The following is a 17,481-nucleotide window of genomic DNA, read 5'->3' on the forward strand; positions in this document are numbered from 1 at the left end:
GTTGTGATTCTCGGTGTGCACCAATCGGTTGAATGGGTTTGTTAGCCTAAAGGAATGAGTAAACAAAAGCGCCTAGGACTTTGGTTCGCCGGAACATCTGCAATCTTTTTCACTCGTGCACTTTTGTTCTCTACTTTTGTGAGTCGCGGTCCTGAGGTACAGGAAGCTCTGAATCTAAACACTGCCGAGATGGGCTTGCTCAGCATGGTTTTTCCGGCTGGTGGACTGGCCGGAATCATGTTTGCTGGGCTTTTGGTCAACAGGTTTGGCACTCGCAGGGTAAACGCGGCTACTTACATACTGGCCGGCTTGAGTTTTGTTGCTCTGGGCCCGGCCGTGGTTTCGGGCAACGTTTTCTTGGCTTCGGTAGCACTATTTTTTGTCGGCCTCCCAATGGCCATTAGCGACTTCGTTGGCAATATTGAGGGCACCGCAGTAGACAAGGCATCCAAGCGCTCGCTATTCCCAGCAATTCACGGATTATTTGGCGTAGGCATGCTGACCGGCGCCACCTTGGCGAGCTGGTTGATTGCTACCGGAGTTGGACTAGACGTTTCGTTCATCGCAGTTGGTGTTTTCGCGGGTGTGATTTCTGTGCTGGCCGGCCTGACCTTCAACACCAACCCGCGGCAGCAAATTACCTCATCAGGTATTTCTGAGGAGAAAAAGAGCTCACTGAAGGTATGGACTGAGAAGCGCAGCTTGTTGATTGCTGTCATCGGTTTCTCATTCATCTTGGCTGAGGGTGCCGCCGGCGTTTGGGTGCCGATTGCCCTTACCCAGACCGGTTTTAGCGGATCTGAAGCTGCTTTTGCATTTGGTGTTTTCTGGATCGTAATCACAATTGGCCGCCTGATCGGCGGAAGCATTGTTGACCTGATGGGCCGCCGAATGGCTGTTCTGCTATCGGCGTTAATTACCTCATCAGGTATTTTGGTGTTCATGGCGGTCGAGATCGTGGCACTGCCGTATTTGGGTCTGGTTCTGTGGGGCTTGGGCATGGCGATCGGCTTCCCTATGGCTATCGCCTCAATGAGCGACGAGCCAACAATGGCACCAGCGCGAATCAACATGATTATCAGCGTGGTTTACATTTCTGGCATCACAGTGGGCCCAGCTCTCGGCGCAGTCGGTCAGGTTGCCGGGCTTTACGTTGCCTTCGGCATTCCGCTGGTGATGATGTTGCTATCTGCCGCTCTGAGCGGCGTCACTCGCCCACTAGCCAAGAACTAAATAATTCGGTGCACCGATGAATATTGAGTTTGAAGGCACGGTTCATCGGTGGCGAAATAACGAGGGTATTTTTCTGGTCAGTTTGCCCAAGGATTTGTCAGATGAGATCAAAGAAATTTCAGAGGGCATGACCAACGGTTGGGGGTCTCTGAAAGTGGAGGCCAGGCTGGGGTCAGTTGTTTGGCGCACGTCAATATTTCCTGATTCCAAGACCGGCTGCTTTGACCTGCCTCTCAAAGCTGAGGTGCGAAAAAAGAACAACATCGATGAGGGGTCAGCGGTCAAAGTTCAATTGGATGTTCTTGGTTTCTAAGCAACCGGTAAACTGGCCTAAGTAACAATCCAAGGAGAATTCGCCTAGTGGCCTATGGCGCCAGCTTGGAAAGTTGGTTGGGTGCAAGCCCTCATGGGTTCGAATCCCATATTCTCCGCCAACAAAACGACCGCCTATGTGGCGGTCTTTTTGTTTATGCTCCTAATCTGTTCTCATGACTGAAAAAGTTTCCGGCCCAGCAAGCTACTTTCCTTCGATTGAGAAGAAGTACGGACACCCCATCGAACACTGGATGACCCAACTAGCCAACGTTCCAGAAGCCAAGCACATGGAACAGGTTGCCTATCTAAAGGATGAGTTCGGCATCGGCCACGGGCACGCGAACGCGTTGGTTGCGGTTTATCGCCAGAAAAACGGCTTATAGAAATTCCCCTGAAAAAACACGGGCATTCTGACTTGTAAATCCCTGTGCTCGACCCAACCGGTCAGCTCTTGGAATTTGCCGGCCCTCTTTTTTAGATTACAAAAAGTGGCTCGAGAGCCTTCTTCTTTGGCAGGTCTTTGTAATTCCACTGAATTGCAGCTGCCTCTAGCAACCAATCTTCAAAACCTACAGCCGCGAGAGCATCGGTATTTTTGACATCAAAACTGGCGGCCTTGAACTTGCCGAGCGCAGACAAACCGGCCTTACTAAACGACTGGCCGCTCCAGAACAACGCCTGCACGCCAGCCTTTTTGATGCTGTAGCCAACCACCGGATTTTGGTCAATAAACCAAACCGGGTGGCCATGCCAGACTTTACCCTCGGCCTGAGGCAAAACCTTGGCAATCAGATCAGCAACGGAATCACAAATTGCTAGGTACTCAGAACTCTGTGCATCGTTATAGGCACGGATATCTACAGGAAGAGTCATGCCTACATAGTAACGAGCGACTACTCGACGCCCCAGATTTCTCCTGATGGCAACTCAACTTCTCCGGTGCGGCTCTCAATGGCAGCCAACCGAACCTTGTTTGAATTCAGGTCCAGATCGGTGTGTGTGCCTGTCCAAGCATTTGCATCCGAAGCCTGGTCACTGCCTGAAAACGAGAAACGCCAAGTCTGTGCTGCCAAATCAATCTCGACATAACGGGTCTTTCCGGGCCAGTTCGAGTCGTAAACCAACACTAGAGCTAGGTCTTTGCTCGGGTACTCAATTGCAAATGGCAAAACCTCGTGGCCTCCATTTGGTGTGTAAAGGCCAAGGCCGTACTCCAACTTGCCGGTCTCGAGAGACTTTGCCAAGACAGCAATGGTGTCGGTCAATGAGTTTGAAACCCAATCACGAGTCTGCTGTTGAACCTCAGGAAAAAACATCGTTGCAAAAGATCTAATGATGGCCGAGATAACCGCAGGGTCATCATCAAGTTCGGCCGTCTTTACTTTGGTGCCAAGGTCATACCTAGCTGCCGCAAGGACAACCATTCCCTCGCAGTGACCAAGTTGCCGCGAAGAATTCACAATGCCAATCACTTTGAGTGCACCCTCAGTTGGAACACACGGGTCTGCCACTCCATCAACGCATACGGTGTCGCGAGTCCCTACCATTGCAGTTAGGTCTTCGATGTCAAACTCTTGCGCGTACTGCCGCGAGTTGAAGTTTGCAAAAGAAAAACCATCCACTGCCGGATCAAAGTCGGTAGCAACTGCTTTGCCGATGTAACTGTGATCAGGGGCATTAGTCGCACACCCCGTTAGCGCAACCGTTACAGCCAGTAATAATGCTATTTTGATCGAAATCTTCTTCATGATTAAAACTTTCCTGGGGTGAAGGTGCTGCCCGGAGCCGTGGTTGATAGCGTGCCTGAGTTGTTGATTTCGTAGCGAATAATTACGATTCCACTGCCACCGAGACCGCCCTGAGTCTTGGTGTTACTGCCAGATGCAGCACCGCCACCACCTGAACCGGTGCCGTTTTTACCGTTTTTACCAGAGCTGCGCGGATAACCACCGTCGCCGCTGATTCCGCGACGACCAACACCGATGCCGATTCCGCCACCGCCACCGCCGGCTGCGTACCAAACAGACTTACCGGTGATGTTGTTAATAATTCCATCGCCACCGATACCGCCGTTACCCTGGCTAGCAGGAAGTCCAGCGCTACCGGCACCGCCACCGCCACCGCCGGCACTACATGCGTCCGACGAACATCCGCGCCAACCATAACCGCCAGAGTTTCCTTGGCGCTCAAGTGACAAACCAGGGTTATCGAAGCCTTCGCGATAGCCCGCACCACCGCCCGAGCCACCAGAGTTTCCGTTGGCGTCAAGACGACCGCCACCGCCACCGCCCAGAGCAACTAGGCCGGCTCCGTTGATCGACGAGTTTCCGCCATTGAGTCCGTTGCCCTCACGGTAGCTGCTGGTTCCGCCGGCACCGACGACAACTCGGTAGGTGCCAGGGGCAAACTTGACAGGTCGACCAAGGTTTGTGACGACGCCGCCGGCGCCACCACCGCCAACACCGGTTTCTTTGTTGGTGTTATTCGATGCACCAGAACCGCCACCACCGATTAGCAAGTACTCGATTGGGGTTTCAGACATGGAGTCTGGAATGTAGAAATCCGAGTCGGACTCGTAGGTGAAGGTGTGCACCTTATAAGTCCTTGAACCAACTGTGATCACACTTACAGTTCCCCCAGATGCGCCGGTTGACTTGTCTGGTGTCGCCGCAACGCTCACTGTAGGTGTTGCAACCGGGATGTCGCCTGACGCACCAGATGCCGTACGGCTATCTACGCGGTAACTGCTCGAGGTGTACCCTCCGGCCGCAAAGTCAACATTCCAAGATTTGTCACAGCCGCCATCAAAACTAAATGATGGCGTTTCTTCCCACTTGGTGCCGAAGGTGACGCAGCCCATTTTTACTCCGGCAACAACAACACCAAAGAGACCAAGTTCAACACCGATGTCCATTTGGCCATCTGAGTTCCAGTTGTCAAAGTAGGCAACTGGTGAGAGATCTGATGAAAGCTGAAAAGTAAGGCCCGCTAACTCAGGAACGGTAAATGCAATCGCGGCACTACTGCCCATCTCTTGCATGGCATCCATCGCAGCTGAGTTTTCTTCAGCGTCGGCATCAGATGTGTTTTTGCTCGGGGTTTTGGATGACTCAGATGATGAGTAGCCCGGGCTCAGCATCCCAAGAATTTGATTCACCGGAATATCTAGAAGCATGGCAGGAATTAGTCGAGGGTTATCAGCATCACCAGCAACGCTCTTTAAGGTCTTGATAATTTGAGACTCAAGACCCTTAATCTCATTGCCGACTTTTGAGGCGATACCCTTTACGGCATTAGCCATCACGTTAGCCTGCTGCATCAACTTCCAAGGGTTGTCGCAACCTCCGTTAAAACTAACCTTTGGAGCGTGCTCAAACCCTTCTGGGAAACCTAGGCAACCAAAACCGATTCGATACTTTTTGAGACCGAGGAAGTCCATGTCGATTTGGAGATTCACCGCGTTGGACTCCTCCCATTGGCTCGGGCGGATCTTCACGTAAAGGTGAGAAGCCACTGGAACTGGCGGGTTAGAGATACCCGGAACCTCAATCTTCGGGTTTGGAGTCCCAACGTTGCCAAGCACTGTGTTGATGGCTTCCTCAGCCTCTTCGGCACTCATGTTCTTCACTTTTTTGGCAATGCCATTGACAGCTTTGATCCCCTGCTTGATAGCACCATCTAGGCTCTTGACGATGGTTTTATATGATCCTGAACCAAGCTCCGTTGGCCATGAGGTCGGCAGGTATGAAATAACAGTTCCAACAGCATCAACAATCTCGCCGGCTGCATTTCGATACTCTTCGGTTACCGAGCTCATCGCGGTTCTACCGACTATGCCAGCCTCATTCTTGGCCTCTTTGAAGCCAGAGTTGATAGCGCCGCCCACATCGTCGGCCATGCCCTCAACAGCTCCCGATGCCTCACCCAATCCCTTGTTGATAGCGCCGACCAAGTTGAAGGTTCGGATTCTAATGCTGCCCAAATTTTCTTCAGAAGGCTGCGGTGTGCAGCCTGACATCATCAGCGCACTGGCCGTTACTAGTGCAAGAGTTGTGACCAGGCGACGGATTGGGCGAGTCATTGTGCCTCTATTCGTTAATTGGATAATTTATCCAGTTAGACAGACTATAACCCAACCGAGACCATAGACTCGACACGTGGACGAGATTGTTATCAAACCAGACACCAAGCAGTTGCTGCTCGATGCAGCGCAGCATGAACTTGGCTTGAGCGGAATCGAGGGATTCAGGATTGAGGCTATCCTCGGCGCCACCGGGGCCTCATTTAGCTCTCTCTACCACCACTACAAAAACCGTGACGGTTTGATTACCGCGGCACTAGTATCAAGCTTTCAGGCTCAGGTTGACCTTGACGTAGATGCCTTTCTACAAGCGGCAAAGCATGCCAGCAGCAGCGATGATGTTGTCAAACTCATTAGGGCTGGCCTCGACAACGCGCTAACCGAGATGGGCATGACTACCCGAAACCGACAACTAGGGGTGTTTGCCGCAAGCCTAAATAGACCCGAATTGCAAAACGCCATCGCAACTGCCCAACGCGATACAGCAATCCGCATTGCATCAGTATTTTCAGACCTTAAATCACAAGGCATACTGCCAGCCAGTGCCGACATCGAAGGTTTTGCTTGGTTCTCTCAACAAATTGTTCTAGGACTCAAGGTCACTGACCTAAACACCGATGACTTCTCGCCGGCCCGGGCCGCAGAAACTGCGCTCAAGGCAGCTCGCGGAATTTTAGCTATCTAGTCGACGCGAAGGGCCAACATGTATTGGCCACCGCCGGGCTTTAGCTCAGTACTGAAACGCACTCCAGGTGCCAATCGCGAAAGACGATCAAGCAACCACTCTGAAGCTTGGGTGGCATCGCGTTCATCTGGGCAACGTGCCACGATTTCTCGGCCGCCCTTTGCCTTCAGGCGCTCGACAGATTCAAAAATCGGTGATGGGTCGACCACAAAAAGATCAGCAGACCATGGGACGACTGGGGCAATCTTGCCCTTCATAGTGTTGCAAGCACGGTGAGCCAAACGCTCGACCACAGCAGCACCCTTTTTAGCTTTGGCGGCTGAATAGCTATCTACGCTCGGGCCAAGATCAGAGTTAGTTGAGGCATCTGGGTCAACCGCAGCGTCACACAACCAACAGCGCCAACCATCGCGCTCGCCAACTTCATTCAAATCGCTCATTAGATGAGATTACGCTAGAGCCGTGCACGTCACGAGCAAGGGAGAGCACTAATGGCAATGACCGAAGAAGAAAAACAAGCGCTCAAAGAGACTATGGCTGAGCGCTCAAAGGCTCGCAAAAAGATGACTCCCGAGCAACTTGAAGCCGAAGTGCTTGAGAAAGTTGCAGCCATGGCGCCGGCTGACCGCGCGATTGCCGAAAAGGTACACGGGCTGGTCAAAACTCACGCTCCATCGCTCCAGGCCAAAACCTGGTACGGAATGCAGGCCTACTGCAACGCTGAGGGCAAAACCGTGGTGTTCTTTCAAGACAGCGGAAAATTCAAAACTCGCTACTGCACCCTTGGTTTTCAGGATGCGGCGCAGCTTGATGAAGGCTCAATGTGGCCAACCTCCTATGCGGTGAATGAGATTACCCCAGCCATCGAAAAGCAGATTACCGAGCTGATTAAGCGCTCAGTCTCCTAGTGGCGAACCGGGACCTCGTTGCGAAGGCCAAAGAATCCGAGTAGCGCAGCAGCAATCAGCAAGATTGACATAAAGGTTCCGACACCCTGAACATCGGCACCAAATACGATGCTGGTTAGCGGGGCGGCCATTGCGCCAAACAGTGACGTCGCAAAACCATTGAGGCCGGCAGCAACGCCAGCTCGCTCGGCATGCTCACGCATGGCCATCCCCATGATGTTTGCCATGGTGAAGCCCATCACTGAAACCGCAAGGGCGTAACCAACGATGGTGAGCACCAAGCTGTGAATCTCGAACACGTTGATGGTGATCATTACAGCCGCAGCTAGCAAAGCTTGCGCCAAGCCGTAGCGCATCAGGCTGATACTCGAGACGTACTTCAAGAGGTAGCGGTTTAGAGAGTTTGCACCAAACATGATGACCGTGACCATGGCAAAGGCATAAGTGTATTCAGTTGGTGTAAGCCCAAACCCCTGCTGAAGTGCAAAAGGTGCGCCAGCGATGAAACTGGCTACTGAACCGAACAGCAACCCACCGAGCAGAATCAAAACCACAAAGCGCGAGTCACGAAGCACGTGCCCCCACGCGGTGAAGGTTGCTTTGAAACTGAGCTCACTGCGTGACTCGATCGGCAAACTCTCAGGCAGGTAGGCCGCTACGAAGGCCATGACCGCCGCTCCCATGAAAGCCAAGAAAATAAAGACGATGTGCCAGTCGCCGAATAGCAAGAGTTGGCCGCCAACCAAAGGCGCTACCACCGGAGCAAGACTAGATATTGCCGCCTGCGTTGAGTAAAGCTTTGCCGCGTTATCACCGGTGGCCATATCGCGAATAAATGCGTTGACAATCACAAAGCCGGCAGCCGCCGAGAATCCAAGAATGAATCTGGCTATGACCATCCAGGTGACGTCAGCTGCAGAAAGACAGGCCAATGAGGCCACGATGAAAACTGAAAGTGCAATTATTAGCGGGCGCCTGCGACCGAGTGCATCAGTGATTGGACCAACCAGGACCTGACCAAATGCCATGCCCAGAAGGCTGGCAGTAATGGTCAGTTGAACCATGGTTTCGGTGGTGCTGAAGTAAAGAATTAGGGCCGGAAGCGCCGGAAGATACATGTCAAATTGAAACGGACCTAGGGCTGAAATAAGACCCATGGTCGCGGCTTGACGCTTTTTTATCGCAGGCATTCGTGTTAAAACCATTCAATTGACAGTTTTATTCCGTTAAGACAAAACTTTTTTAATTCTTTGCACCGATGCAGATTCGGCTGTGCCCAGAGATTGAGCAAAGAGGCTAATTCTAAACTCTTCGATGAGCCAACGGGCTGCCACCAACTTTTCTGACGCACCTGCCTTTAGCGGAAAGGTTCCACCGGCAAAAACGTAAAGGCCAACAGCTTGGTCCAATTCGGCCGTGGCCTGTCGATCGCGAACCGAATTCTCGATCAATTTATCCATGCGCTGTTTGATTGCCTGCAGGTAGACCACCAGGCGCGGCAACCGATCAAGCCCAACTGAACTGACAAACTTTGGCTGAATGAGCTCGGCAACATGGGCCTTTTCAGCTGTGAGCACTGACAAGAAATCAAACGACTTGACTTCACCGATGGCCTTATTTGCCTCGCGCGCTGCGACAGCAATCTTGGTAACCAGCGCAGAAACCTCGAATGCCTGCTCGACAATAATTGCCGAAACCGCATCTCTGATCTGCTCAAATTCTCGTTTGGTAAAGATTCGCCCAGTTGGCTCAAACCGCCGAATTTCTCGCTCAGCAACAGCAGCAATCACGTCATCGATGAATGCGTTGAAGTTTGGGTACGGCAATCCGGAAATCGCCAGCTTTTCATTTTGCGCCAGGTGAGATTCAACGTATTTTGCTGGGCTGGCAATTGCGCCAACAACCAATGCAACAACTCCACGGATGTGGTGCAACGACTGCTCTGATTCGGTTGAAAAGAGCCTGATATTCACGCCATCGTGTGCGGCAACCAGCGCCGGAAAAGCTCGAACAACATTATTGCCGTGCTTCGACTCGATGCTTTTCTCGAGAGATTCAAAGTCCCAAGCCTTGAGACCATCTCGCTCAATTGGCGAGTGGACTTTCTCAACGACCTGGGCCACGGCTCCGCGACCACTTTCAGCGTGCTTGTCCTGGAGCGCCAAGAGATCTGTTCCGAGACCCAAGGTTCGCCCACCAGCATCAACCACGCGATATGTCATTTTGAGCGCAGTAGGCAGTTTGCTAAAGTCAAAATCGGTTGCGTCAATCTTGGTGCCACTCAGTTGCTGAAGCGTTTTGGCTAGCGTAGTCAGCAAACTTCCGGTGGGCTCAGCTGGCAAGACAGCCAGGGCTTTTGCCGCCCAGTCAGCTGCCGGCACAACGTTGCGGCGAATAGCCTTTGGCAGCGACCTCAGCAACTCTGTCACCAATTCGGCACGCATGCCCGGCACCAGCCAATCAAATTCGTCTGACCTTAGGCTAGCCAACAGCGGCAGCGGCACATCAACCGTGACTCCATCATCGGTGGCACCGGGCTCAAACCGGTAGCGCAACTTCAACTGCTGACCATTGTGCAGCCACTCACGAGGGTGCTCATTCTCATCAGGTTTGGCAGAATCTTCACCCAAAAGCAGTTCTCGGGTCATAGTCAAAAGCTCTGGGGTCTCGTGCTTGGCCTTGCGCCACCAACCCTCAAAATTGCGAGTCGAGAAAACCTCTGCCGGGATCCGCTCGAGATAGAAACGGTAAATGTCGTCTTCGTCCGGTGCCAACTGCGGCTTGCGGGCCCGATCTGCATTGGCTTCAAGCTGCTTAATAAGCGCGCGATTATTTCGGTCAAATGCCTGCTTTGAGTCCCACTCCCCCAAAACCAATGCGTGCCGAATAAATAATTCGTGGCAGAGCGAAGCGTCGATTCGTGAATACTGCATGCGCCGAGACACCACGATTGGCACACCAAACAGCATCACACGCTCGTAGGCAACTACCGAGCCTTGAGATTTTTCCCAATGCGGTTCGCTGTAACTTCTCCGAACCAAATTTCCGGCCAACGGCTCAGCCCAAGCCGGATCAATCGCCGCGTTCATCCGGGCAAAAAGACGGCTGGTTTCAACCAACTCAGCGCTCATGATGGCAGCCGGTGCTTTTTTGGCAACGGTGGACCCCGGGAAGATCACGAATTTCTTGCCGTTAGACCCTAGGTATTCACTCGACCCCTTCGCGGGCTTTGACGCGCCACCCTTTGCAAGGTCGGCACCCTTTTTCTCGGTGAGCTGGCGCAAACCAATCTGGCTCAACAGGCCGGCAAGCAAACTCTTATGAATGCCATCTGGGTCAACTTTTGGACTACCGACAACTAGATCAAGAGGCTTGGCAATTGACTTGAGCTGACGAATCAGGTCTTGCCACTCGCGCACTCGAAGGTAGTTGAGGTACTCATTTTTACAAAGCCGCCTAAACGCCGATGAAGACAGTTTCTGCTGCTGTTCCTCTAGGTAGTTCCAAAGGTTTAGCAGGCTCAAAAAATCGCTGGTTGGGTCGGCAAATCTGGCGTGCGCCAAATCTGCTTGCGGCCGCTTTGCCAGCGGGCGCTCACGCGGGTCTTGGATGGTTAACCCGGCCACGATAATCATGACCTCACGCACCAAGCCAAAGTTTTTAGACTCCAAAAGCATGCGGGCAAACCTTGGCTCCATTGGCAGGCGGGCAAGGCTGCGGCCAATCGGGGTAAGCCGGATATTCTTGCCCTTGGCATCATCAACCGCACCCAACTCTGCCAATAAACCAAGACCATCTTTAATACCCCTTGGGTCAGGGGGTTGCAAAAACGGAAATTGAGTGATGTCGCCAAGACCCAGATTGGCCGCCTGCAAAATTACTGAGGCAAGATTGGTGCGCAAAATCTCTGGGTCAGTAAACGCTGGTCGGGATTCAAAATCATCCTCGCCGTACAGACGGATAACCACACCCGGGCTGGTGCGGCCGGCACGACCGGCACGCTGATTGGCGCTGGCTTGCGAGATTGCCTCAATTGGCAGTCGCTGCACCTTAGCTTTTGGGCTGTACCTGGAGATTCGGGCAGTACCGGCATCAATCACGTACTTGATGTTCGGAATCGTGAGGCTGGTCTCGGCAACGTTCGTGGCCAAAATAATTCGGCGGCGCAAGCCAACCAACTTGCTTTTTTCAAACACGCGATGCTGCTCGGCGGCGCTGAGTCGACCATAGAGCGGCAGAACTTCGGTTCCCTTGACCAAAGTTCCGTTGGTGATGCTGCCCTCGATTGCATCCTGCGCATCGCGAATCTCAGACTCTCCCGACAAGAAAACAAGCGTGTCTCCCTCGGGCTCAGCCTGAAGCTCTTTTAGCCCACGGATGATGCCATCGATGTAATCAGATGCCGTGGTTTCTTCATCCGGGTCAGTGTCATCGTGTGCCTCGCGAGCGGTCGGCCGATAGCGCACCTCGATGGGGTAGGTGCGGCCAGAAACTTCGATAATCGGAGCTCCGCCAAAGTGATTACTAAAAGACTCAGGATCAATTGTGGCCGACGTAATGATGACTTTGAGGTCGGGCCGCTTTGGCAGCAACTGCTTGATGTAGCCGAGCAGAAAGTCGATGTTCAGGCTGCGCTCGTGGGCCTCATCAATGATGATGGTGTCGTACTGCTCAAGCTTGCGGTGACGCTGCATTGAGTTGAGCAAAATGCCATCGGTCATTACCTTGACTTTGGTCTCTGCGCTTACTTTGTCGGTAAACCTAACCTGATAGCCAACCACGCCACCCAAGTCAACTTTGAGCTCTTCGGCTATGCGCTCGGCTACCGCACGTGCTGCAATTCTTCGCGGCTGAGTGTGGGCAATGCTGGTGCGGCCAAGCTCGAGACACATTTTTGGAATCTGGGTGGTCTTACCCGAACCGGTTGCGCCGGCAATAACCACAACCTGATGATTGCGAATGGCCTCAAGAATTTCATCTCTGCGCTGACTAACCGGTAGGTCAGCCGGGTAGCTAATTTGCAGCTCAACCATTAGTCATTAGCGGTCCAGCCACCGGGCGGGCCGATCAAAAGCAACATCGCAAAGATAACGACCACTCCCAAAAGCAGAGTCGCGGTAAGCACAAACGGGCGCAAAATAAACCAGCGGTAGAGGCGGTCAAACCAGTGGTCATCACGGGCATCACCTGAATGTTCGCGACGCCAGTCACCCTTCAACCTTCCGGTGCGTTCAACCTGCTTTTCAAACGGGATGGTCGCGTACGGCACAATCGCTAGTGCAACTGCCAAGACAGTTCTCGCCAGACCCCATCGCTGGTTTACACCGACAAGTGCAGAAACAAATGCGTAGCCCAAGAACACAGCTCCGTGAATGCCACCGACCACTGTCACCACCGGATCCGGGGCACCGAGCCAGGCCTTTGCTGCCAAACCAGATAGAAGTAGGGTCCAAGTAACACCTTCGCTCAGTGCAAAGGCGCGAAAAAGGCTGCGAGGTGAGATCATGCTTTCAGTCTAATTACCGCACCGGCGGAGGCCGGTTAGTGAATGTGACTGCGCTCGAGCTTTGCGCCCTCTACGTCAACATCGGGCATGATGCGGTCAAGCCACTTTGGTAGCCACCAGGCTTTGTCTCCCAGCAAGGACATTACTGCCGGAACCAGGATTAGGCGCACTAGGAATGCATCAATCAAGACACCGACTGCCAAGCCAAACCCGATTGGTCGGACCGAGGTTACGTGCGAGAACGCGAAGCCTCCGAATACGGTGATCATGATGATTGCAGCGGCAACGACCACGGCACGACCCAGGTGAATTCCCTGATCGATCGCCTCGCGCGCAGACTTGCCGTGCACGTAGGCCTCACGCATTCCTGAAACTAGGAACAACTGGTAATCCATGGCTAGGCCAAACAAAATACCGATCAGCATGGTTGGCAAGAAGCTCAGGATTGGACCTGGGTTGTGAATGTCGAACAGGAACCCGAGCCAACCCCATTGGTGAACAGCGACTACAGCACCGAGTGTTGCAAACACAGTTAGCAAGAAGCCGAGGCTAGCAATGATTGGCACTGCGATTGACCTGAAAACCAAAGTCATTAGCAGAATCGAGAGCAACAAAACCGTACCGAGGTAAATCGGCAAAGCGTCATTGAGCTTCTGGGAAATATCGATGTTGGTGGCGGTAATTCCGGTAACACCGAGTTCAGCATCGTACTTCGCAGCAAAATCTGCCTCAAGCCCACGGATGTCGCGAACCAGGTTTTCAGTCTCGATAGTGGACGGGCCTTCACTCGGCACCACCGAGAAAATCAGAGTCTTTGCATCATCTGAAACCCCACCCGGAACCACAGCCGATACGTTTTCGAGAGCGATTAGGTCGCCAGCAATTGCGGCCTGCAGCTCAAGCTGCGCGTCGTCATCAAGGGCAAAATCTACGGTTGCCACGCTGATGATTTGACCGTTGGCACCTTCACCGAAAGCCTCAGTGGTGAGGGTGTAAGCGCGGTAGGCAGTGCTGTCAGTCGGCTCAGAACCTCCGTCAGGCAAACCCAGTCGCATACTCGATGAAGGCAAGGCAACCACGGCCAAAATCACGCCGGCAAACAGCAGAGCCAGCCAAGGGTGTTTAGCCGCCCATACCGACTTCTTCGAAGCACCGCTCTCCATCGCAGCGTGAAGATCCTCGGCACTGTGCGCCGGCTTTACGCTCTCAAGCGTCAGACGCTCTTTTTTGCTCAAGATTCGCATGCCAACCAAGCGCAGCATCGCCGGGGTAAAGGTGAGTGCAGCGGCAACTGAAATCAGAATCGCGATGGCACCCATCGAGCCCATCATTCCGAGGAACCCAATACCTGTGAGATTCAGCGCAACTAGAGCAATAACCACGGTTAGCCCGGCAAACAAAACCGCGTTACCCGATGTTCCGTTAGCGAGCGCGATTGAGTCGACTAGCGGCATACCCGTCTTCAGCTGACGGCGGTGGCGGTTCAAAACAAAGAGCGAGTAATCGATGCCCACAGCAAGACCCAACATCACACCCAGAATCGGTGTGGTTGAAGTCATTTCAATTTGCGAGGCAAGCGCAAGAGTCAGCGCAGCAGAAATGCCAACACCCAAGATGGCCGACAACACCGGCAAACCCGCACCGATAAATGTGCCGAGCATTACGAACAACACGATTGCTGCAATCAGCAAGCCAACAACTTCGCCGACACCCAGAATTCCGGACAGCGACTGGCTGAGGTCTTGCGAAACTTCTACCTGAACAGAACCCAGATCGGCATTAGCCAGCAAGTCTGTCGCGGCTGTAATCTGCGGCTTTTCAATTTGTGAGAGTGGGGCGTCAAAATAGATTGAAGCCAAAGCAACCTGGCCGTCTGCCGAAACGGTGCCAAAGTTCTCGGCGGCATCAAGCAGTTGCTCACCAAACTCAAGTTTTGGCAGATTCTTTTCAATTTCGGCCAAGCCATTGTCAATCTGCTGTTGCCCGGCAGCCAATTTGGCGGCCATCATTTCAACTTGAGCCGGCGGCAACATAGCCTTAGCCGCTTCAAGGCCGGCTAGTCCTTCATCGATTGCGGTTTGCGCCTTTTCTAGCTCAACGCGTGCAGCATCAATTTCGGCGTAGCCATCGATGATTTCTTGACGGCTGGCATCAAGTGAAGCCTGGGTCTCAAAGGGGTTCAAAGTGTCGGCCACGCTAGGCAGCTTGGCTACCTCGGCCAGCACGTCCGTGATTGCGTCTTTTTCAGCCTGCGTGAAAGCCACCCCATCAGCTGCGTGAAAGACCACCTGACCAGAGCCACGACTTGCCTCAGGGAACGACTTTTTGAGCTCGTCGATAACCAGCTGAGATTCAATGCCTGCGATAGAAAGGCTGGTTGAGAGCTTGGCGTTGGCGGCAACCGCTAAGCCACCCACCGATGCCAAAATTAGCAACCATGAAACCACAATGAGCCAGGCGCGCTTGGCTGAGAACCGACCGAGTCGGTATAACAGTTCAGCCATTAACGCGCAGCCACGTCAAAGCGGTCTAGCATCATGACCTTGAACCATGCGGCCACAAAGTCGTGAACCAGCTTTTCTTTGGCGTCGTTAGCTGCATAAACTTCGGCGAGCGCACGCAGCACTGAGTTCGAACCGAACACTAGGTCAACTCGGCTACCGGTGAACTTCACCGCACCAGTCTTGCGATCACGTGCATCAAACAATTCTCCTGCAGGTGACTGCGCGTGCCAGGTGTTGTCTAGGTCAAGCAGGTTCACAAAGAAGTCGTTTGACAGAGTCTCTGACTTGTCAGTGAAAACTCCGACCTTTGATCCGCCAGTGTTGGCTCCGAGCACTCGGAGACCACCGATGAGAACTGTCATCTCAGGAGGGGTTAGAGCAAGTAGGTTTGCCTTCTCGACCAGTAGGCGATCAGCGATTGGGCCGTGGCCCTTGCTGGCGTAGTTGCGGAATCCGTCTGCGTATGGACGGAGGTACTCGAATGAGGCAACGTCGGTCATCTCTTGGGTTGCATCGGTGCGGCCACCAACAAATGGGACCTCTACCTCAACGCCAGCATTTGCCGCAGCCTTCTCAACTGCAACGCCACCGGCAAACACGATTAGGTCTGCCAGCGATAGCTCAACACCCGGGTGTGAACCTACGAATGCGGCTTGGATCCCCTCTAGCTTGGTCAGTACTGCATCTAGCTCAGCTGGTGAGTTGGCCTCCCAGTTGCGCTGAGGTAGAAGGCGAACGCGAGCACCGTTGGCGCCACCGCGCTTGTCTGAATCGCGGTAGCTTGATGCCGATGCCCATGCGGTCGAGACCAACTGAGCAACTGAAAGACCTGAGGCCAGGACCAAAGCCTTGAGCGACTTTAGGTCTTCGGCGCTAGGTGCCTTGCCGGCCGGCGCAGGCACTGCATCTTGCCAAATTAGAACCTCTGCAGGAACCTCGGAACCTAGGTAGCGAGCGCGCGGACCCATGTCACGGTGAGTCAACTTGAACCAAGCACGAGCAAATGCGTCGGCAAATGCGTCAGCGTCTTCAAGGAATCGGCGCGAGATTTTTTCGTACTCGGCGTCGTAACGCAGAGCTAGGTCGGTAGTGAACATGATTGGTGCGTGGCGCTTTGATGGATCGTGCGCATCAACTACTGCGTCTGCAGCAGCGCCGTCTTTTGGAACCCACTGAATGGCGCCGGCTGGGCTCTTCTGCTGCTCCCACTCGTATCCAAACAGCGTTTCAAAATAGCTGTTGTCCCACTTGGTCGGGGTTGGCGTCCAGGCGCCTTCAAGACCACTGCTGATGGTGTCTGCGCCGTTGCCAGTTCCGAAGCTGTTGTTCCAGCCAAGACCCATTGCCTCAAGCGGGGCAGCCTCTGGCTCTGGGCCAACATTGCCCTCAGGGTTGGCGGCACCGTGCGCTTTTCCGAAGGTGTGGCCACCGGCAATCAAAGCAACGGTTTCTTCGTCGTTCATGGCCATGCGGCCAAAGGTCTCGCGGATGTCGTTGGCTGAAGCATGGATGTCAGGGTTGCCGTCTGGGCCCTCTGGATTGACGTAGATCAGACCCATCTGAACCGCAGCAAGTGGGTTTTCTAGAGTCCCTGCGTCGCGGGTTGAGTCGTAGCGCTTATTGGCCAACCACTCGGTCTCTGAACCCCAGTAAGTGTTGTCTGGCTCCCAAACATCTGCGCGGCCGCCACCAAAACCAAAGGTCTTCAGTCCCATAGATTCGAGTGCGCAGTTACCGGCCAAAATCATTAGGTCAGCCCATGAGATTTTCTTGCCGTACTTTTGCTTGATTGGCCATAGCAAACGGCGGGCCTTGTCTAGGTTTACGTTGTCAGGCCAGCTGTTCAGTGGTGCAAATCGCTGAAGGCCCTGTCCGGCGCCACCGCGACCATCGGTCACGCGGTAGGTTCCGGCTGAGTGCCAAGCCATGCGAATGAAGAATGGGCCGTAGTGTCCGTAGTCGGCTGGCCACCAGTCCTGCGAGGTGGTCATCAGGTCGTTGATTTCAGCCTTGAGCTCTGCCAAGTCCAACGACAAAAATTCCTGACCGTAGTCAAAGTCAGCACCCATTGGGTCGCTCTGTGGAGAGTTGTGAAGCAGTGCGTCGGTCTTAAAAGACGCTGGCCACCAATCGTTATTTGATGTTCCAACTGGCTCGTTGGTCGCTCCGGTGTATGGGCACTTTGCTTCTGAAGACATTTACAACCTCAACTATTTGATTCTCGGGCTTACAAGGGTTAGCCAACCGCT

Annotated in this window: 14 protein-coding genes and 1 tRNA gene; 6 read left to right on the plus strand and 9 right to left on the minus strand. The window is 53.5% G+C overall.

Features of this window, described 5'->3' with window-relative positions:
• Nucleotides 1-54: 54 nt before the first annotated feature.
• The 4 genes from FFA38_RS05560 (at nucleotide 55) to FFA38_RS05575 (ending at nucleotide 1,931) form a co-directional block, all read left to right on the plus strand.
• Nucleotides 55-1,233: an MFS transporter gene (locus FFA38_RS05560; RefSeq protein WP_138315806.1), complete on the plus strand. Its 1,179-nt coding sequence runs from the start codon at nucleotides 55-57 to the stop codon at nucleotides 1,231-1,233.
• A 16-nt stretch (nucleotides 1,234-1,249) separates the two neighbouring features.
• On the plus strand, nucleotides 1,250-1,546 hold the full coding sequence (locus tag FFA38_RS05565) for a DUF1905 domain-containing protein (protein ID WP_138275784.1): 297 nt from the start codon (nucleotides 1,250-1,252) through the stop codon (nucleotides 1,544-1,546).
• A gap of 33 nt (nucleotides 1,547-1,579) precedes the next feature.
• A tRNA-Ser gene (locus tag FFA38_RS05570) sits at nucleotides 1,580-1,667 on the plus strand.
• A gap of 54 nt (nucleotides 1,668-1,721) precedes the next feature.
• The gene (locus FFA38_RS05575; RefSeq protein ID WP_138275785.1) at nucleotides 1,722-1,931 is read left to right on the plus strand and encodes a DUF4287 domain-containing protein; all 210 of its coding nucleotides are present in this window, start codon (nucleotides 1,722-1,724) and stop codon (nucleotides 1,929-1,931) included.
• A gap of 91 nt (nucleotides 1,932-2,022) precedes the next feature.
• Here FFA38_RS05575 and FFA38_RS05580 read toward each other — a convergent pair whose 3' ends face one another.
• From FFA38_RS05580 to FFA38_RS05590, 3 genes are read right to left on the minus strand one after another with little or no spacing between them, the layout of a single operon-like run.
• Nucleotides 2,023-2,421: a DUF1801 domain-containing protein gene (locus FFA38_RS05580; RefSeq protein ID WP_138315807.1), complete on the minus strand. Its 399-nt coding sequence runs from the start codon at nucleotides 2,419-2,421 to the stop codon at nucleotides 2,023-2,025.
• A gap of 20 nt (nucleotides 2,422-2,441) precedes the next feature.
• Complete coding sequence (locus FFA38_RS05585; protein ID WP_138315808.1) at nucleotides 2,442-3,296, minus strand: hypothetical protein; 855 nt, start codon at nucleotides 3,294-3,296, stop codon at nucleotides 2,442-2,444.
• A 2-nt stretch (nucleotides 3,297-3,298) separates the two neighbouring features.
• The gene (locus tag FFA38_RS05590) at nucleotides 3,299-5,629 is read right to left on the minus strand and encodes a glycine-rich domain-containing protein (protein ID WP_138315809.1); all 2,331 of its coding nucleotides are present in this window, start codon (nucleotides 5,627-5,629) and stop codon (nucleotides 3,299-3,301) included.
• 76 nt (nucleotides 5,630-5,705) lie between these two features.
• Between FFA38_RS05590 and FFA38_RS05595 the strand changes: the two genes are divergently transcribed.
• Nucleotides 5,706-6,314: a TetR/AcrR family transcriptional regulator gene (locus FFA38_RS05595; RefSeq protein ID WP_138315810.1), complete on the plus strand. Its 609-nt coding sequence runs from the start codon at nucleotides 5,706-5,708 to the stop codon at nucleotides 6,312-6,314.
• Here FFA38_RS05595 and FFA38_RS05600 read toward each other — a convergent pair.
• Entirely contained in the window at nucleotides 6,311-6,754 is a 444-nt protein-coding gene (locus FFA38_RS05600; protein WP_138315811.1) for a hypothetical protein, read from the minus strand. The genes FFA38_RS05595 and FFA38_RS05600 overlap by 4 nt on opposite strands.
• A 51-nt stretch (nucleotides 6,755-6,805) precedes the next feature.
• Here FFA38_RS05600 and FFA38_RS05605 point away from each other — a divergent pair, with 51 nt between their 5' ends.
• Entirely contained in the window at nucleotides 6,806-7,222 is a 417-nt protein-coding gene (locus FFA38_RS05605; RefSeq protein WP_336470566.1) for a hypothetical protein, read from the plus strand.
• Here the strand turns inward: FFA38_RS05605 and FFA38_RS05610 are convergent.
• From FFA38_RS05610 to katG, 5 genes are read right to left on the minus strand one after another with little or no spacing between them, the layout of a single operon-like run.
• Nucleotides 7,219-8,412: a multidrug effflux MFS transporter gene (locus FFA38_RS05610; RefSeq protein WP_172956020.1), complete on the minus strand. Its 1,194-nt coding sequence runs from the start codon at nucleotides 8,410-8,412 to the stop codon at nucleotides 7,219-7,221. The genes FFA38_RS05605 and FFA38_RS05610 overlap by 4 nt on opposite strands.
• Before the next feature lie 36 nt (nucleotides 8,413-8,448).
• Nucleotides 8,449-12,255: an ATP-dependent RNA helicase HrpA gene (hrpA, locus tag FFA38_RS05615; RefSeq protein ID WP_138315813.1), complete on the minus strand. Its 3,807-nt coding sequence runs from the start codon at nucleotides 12,253-12,255 to the stop codon at nucleotides 8,449-8,451.
• Nucleotides 12,255-12,728 carry a DUF3817 domain-containing protein gene (locus FFA38_RS05620; protein ID WP_138315814.1) on the minus strand — a complete coding sequence of 158 codons (474 nt, stop codon included), beginning with the start codon at nucleotides 12,726-12,728 and terminating at the stop codon, nucleotides 12,255-12,257. The genes hrpA and FFA38_RS05620 overlap by 1 nt, the downstream gene beginning before the upstream one ends.
• Before the next feature lie 35 nt (nucleotides 12,729-12,763).
• Nucleotides 12,764-15,232, minus strand: coding sequence for an MMPL family transporter (locus FFA38_RS05625; protein ID WP_138315815.1), 2,469 nt, complete (start codon nucleotides 15,230-15,232; stop codon nucleotides 12,764-12,766).
• Nucleotides 15,232-17,430, minus strand: coding sequence for a catalase/peroxidase HPI (katG, locus tag FFA38_RS05630; RefSeq protein ID WP_138315816.1), 2,199 nt, complete (start codon nucleotides 17,428-17,430; stop codon nucleotides 15,232-15,234). Before katG ends, FFA38_RS05625 begins: the two co-directional genes overlap by 1 nt.
• Nucleotides 17,431-17,481: the final 51 nt, after the last annotated feature.

This window comes from Rhodoluna limnophila, from assembly GCF_005845365.1.
GTDB lineage: Bacteria > Actinomycetota > Actinomycetes > Actinomycetales > Microbacteriaceae > Rhodoluna > Rhodoluna limnophila.

Coding starts and splice junctions, on each gene's coding strand:
- katG (WP_138315816.1), bottom strand. CDS start 17,430: ATGTCTTCAGAAGCAAAGTGCCCATACACCGGAGCGACCAACGAGCCA.
- FFA38_RS05625 (WP_138315815.1), bottom strand. CDS start 15,232: ATGGCTGAACTGTTATACCGACTCGGTCGGTTCTCAGCCAAGCGCGCC.
- FFA38_RS05590 (WP_138315809.1), bottom strand. CDS start 5,629: ATGACTCGCCCAATCCGTCGCCTGGTCACAACTCTTGCACTAGTAACG.
- FFA38_RS05565 (WP_138275784.1), top strand. CDS start 1,250: ATGAATATTGAGTTTGAAGGCACGGTTCATCGGTGGCGAAATAACGAG.
- FFA38_RS05620 (WP_138315814.1), bottom strand. CDS start 12,728: ATGATCTCACCTCGCAGCCTTTTTCGCGCCTTTGCACTGAGCGAAGGT.
- FFA38_RS05580 (WP_138315807.1), bottom strand. CDS start 2,421: ATGACTCTTCCTGTAGATATCCGTGCCTATAACGATGCACAGAGTTCT.
- hrpA (WP_138315813.1), bottom strand. CDS start 12,255: ATGGTTGAGCTGCAAATTAGCTACCCGGCTGACCTACCGGTTAGTCAG.
- FFA38_RS05560 (WP_138315806.1), top strand. CDS start 55: ATGAGTAAACAAAAGCGCCTAGGACTTTGGTTCGCCGGAACATCTGCA.
- FFA38_RS05610 (WP_172956020.1), bottom strand. CDS start 8,412: ATGCCTGCGATAAAAAAGCGTCAAGCCGCGACCATGGGTCTTATTTCA.
- FFA38_RS05585 (WP_138315808.1), bottom strand. CDS start 3,296: ATGAAGAAGATTTCGATCAAAATAGCATTATTACTGGCTGTAACGGTT.
- FFA38_RS05575 (WP_138275785.1), top strand. CDS start 1,722: ATGACTGAAAAAGTTTCCGGCCCAGCAAGCTACTTTCCTTCGATTGAG.
- FFA38_RS05600 (WP_138315811.1), bottom strand. CDS start 6,754: ATGAGCGATTTGAATGAAGTTGGCGAGCGCGATGGTTGGCGCTGTTGG.
- FFA38_RS05605 (WP_336470566.1), top strand. CDS start 6,806: ATGGCAATGACCGAAGAAGAAAAACAAGCGCTCAAAGAGACTATGGCT.